Source organism: Pseudomonas sp. NPDC087697, assembly GCF_044743155.1.
Lineage (GTDB): Bacteria > Pseudomonadota > Gammaproteobacteria > Pseudomonadales > Pseudomonadaceae > Aquipseudomonas.
Map to the genome: position 1 here is coordinate 1 of NZ_JBIUVW010000093.1, position 2,171 is coordinate 2,171.

At 54.8% G+C, this 2,171-nt stretch carries 3 protein-coding genes and 1 pseudogene; all 4 read right to left on the reverse strand.

Annotated features, from left to right (window positions below; translation table 11 throughout):
* Nucleotides 1-187: 187 nt before the first annotated feature.
* Nucleotides 188-553 carry a 50S ribosomal protein L7/L12 gene (gene rplL, locus ACIPIN_RS28875; protein WP_401124907.1) on the reverse strand — a complete coding sequence of 122 codons (366 nt, stop codon included), beginning with the start codon at nt 551-553 and terminating at the stop codon, nt 188-190.
* Between the two features lie 80 nt (nt 554-633).
* Nucleotides 634-1,134, reverse strand: coding sequence for a 50S ribosomal protein L10 (rplJ, locus tag ACIPIN_RS28880; RefSeq protein ID WP_048373856.1), 501 nt, complete (start codon nt 1,132-1,134; stop codon nt 634-636).
* A gap of 198 nt (nt 1,135-1,332) precedes the next feature.
* Complete coding sequence (gene rplA, locus ACIPIN_RS28885; RefSeq protein ID WP_093426590.1) at nt 1,333-2,028, reverse strand: 50S ribosomal protein L1; 696 nt, start codon at nt 2,026-2,028, stop codon at nt 1,333-1,335.
* Nucleotides 2,028-2,171 (reverse strand): annotated as a pseudogene (gene rplK, locus ACIPIN_RS28890) (50S ribosomal protein L11); the annotation flags it as partial. The pseudogene rplK and the gene rplA, both read right to left, overlap by 1 nt.

Here is a 2,171-nt window from a genome sequence, read left to right on the forward strand (position 1 = left end):
GCCCCTCCCGACGGGAGCAGCCAGAAAATCGTGCAAACCCCATGGGTTGCGCCACCGCATCGGGTGGTTACAGCTCGTTATCGGCACCGACCCAGTCGGCTGCCAGTAACGGAAAAAGGCCGGTGGCAAGAGCCACCAGCCATCAGCCTTTCGCTTAACGCTCGGGCTGGAGACGCAAAGTCGATGCTTACTTCAGCTCGACTTTAGCGCCTGCTTCTTCCAGAGTTGCTTTGGCTTTGTCAGCTGCGTCTTTGGTAACAGCTTCCAGAACCATGCCAGGAGCGCCGTCAACTACAGCTTTGGCTTCTTTCAAGCCCAGGCCAGTCAGTTCACGTACAGCCTTGATCACGTTAACTTTCTTCTCGCCAGCTTCCAGCAGCATGACGTTGAATTCAGTTTGTTCTTCAACAACGGCAACAGCAGCAGCTGGACCGGCGGAAGCAGCAGCAGCAGAAACGCCAAAGGCTTCTTCCATTGCTTTGATCAGGTCAACAATTTCCAGAACGGTTTTCTGGCCGATTGCTTCGATGATTTGTGCGGTAGTCAGAGACATGACTATGAATTCCTGTATTGGGGTGACAGCCTACGCGGCCATCGAAATAAACAATAAACACTGAAAGGAGTCGCTCAGCCTTAGGCTGCGGCAGCTTCTTTCTGGTCGCGAAGGGCCGCCAGAGTACGAGCCAATTTGCTGGTAGCGCCTTGAATCACGCTCATCAGCTGAGAAATTGCTTCGTCACGGGTCGGCAGACTTGCCAGTACGTCGATCTGATTAGCTGCGAGGTACTTGCCCTCGAACGCAGCTGCCTTGATCTCGAACTTATCCTGACCTTTGGCGAATTCCTTGAACAAACGGGCGGCAGCGCCTGGATGTTCGTTGGAGAACGCGATCAAGGTCGGGCCGGTGAACACGTCGTTGAGAACACTGTATTCAGTGTCAGCAACAGCGCGCTTGAGCAGGGTGTTACGTACAACACGTACGTAAACGCCAGCTTCACGAGCCTCTTTACGGAGTCCGGTCATTGCGCCTACTGTCACACCGCGGGCATCAGCCACAACAGCAGACAGGGCAACTTTGGCAGCCTCGTTGACTTCAGCGACGATGGCCTTCTTGTCTTCGAGTTTAATTGCCACGGGTTTAACTCCTGCTTGTTACCGTTTCATCCAGCCGAGGCCGGATGTCGTTTTGGTGTCTGATTCGGTAAGGAACCGGGAGCACCATCTGCGTAGGCTTGAGGTTTAAGACTTGCGTCGCCTACGGTCTTGGATAGCCCCCGCCAGGCAGGGACCCCAATATTTCAATTGACGCGATCACTCGCGCCAATTTGTGTCTTATACGTCCAGCGAGCCTTGGTCGATGACCAGACCTGGGCCCATAGTGGTGCTCAGGGTAACGCGCTTGACGTAGATGCCTTTCGAAGAAGCTGGCTTGATACGCTTCAGATCAGCGATCAGGGCTTCAACGTTTTCCTTCAGCTTGACGGCGTCGAAACCGACCTTGCCAACGGAAGTGTGGATGATGCCGTTTTTGTCGGTGCGATAACGAACCTGACCAGCCTTGGCGTTTTTAACCGCGGTAGCTACGTCTGGAGTTACGGTGCCGACTTTAGGGTTAGGCATCAGACCACGTGGACCGAGGATCTGACCCAACTGACCTACAACGCGCATTGCATCCGGGGATGCGATAACTACGTCATAGTTCAGGTCGCCGCCTTTCATTTCGGCAGCCAGGTCGTCCATGCCTACGCGATCAGCGCCGGCGGCCAGAGCAGCTTCAGCTGCTGGGCCTTGGGTGAACACAGCAACACGAACGGTCTTGCCAGTGCCGTGTGGCAGCACGGTAGCGCTACGAACAACCTGGTCAGATTTACGCGGGTCAACACCCAAGTTTACAGCGATGTCTACCGACTCGCTGAACTTGACGGTCGACAGCTCGGTCAGCAGAGCAGCTGCGTCAACGAAGCTGTAGGCTTTGCCTGCTTCGATTTTGCCGGCGATAGCCTTTTGGCGCTTGGTCAGCTTAGCCATTACACACCCTCCACGTTAAGGCCCATGCTACGAGCAGAACCGGCGATAGTACGCACGGCTGCTTCCATATGAGGTGCAGTCAGATCCGCGTTTTTGGTTTTCGCGATTTCTTCCAGCTGAGCACGAGTTTCAGTTCCAACCTT

Excerpts from the sequence above, each read along its gene's own strand:
- rplL (WP_401124907.1), bottom strand. The coding sequence starts at position 553 with ATGTCTCTGACTACCGCACAAATCATCGAAGCAATCGGCCAGAAAACC.
- rplA (WP_093426590.1), bottom strand. The coding sequence starts at position 2,028 with ATGGCTAAGCTGACCAAGCGCCAAAAGGCTATCGCCGGCAAAATCGAA.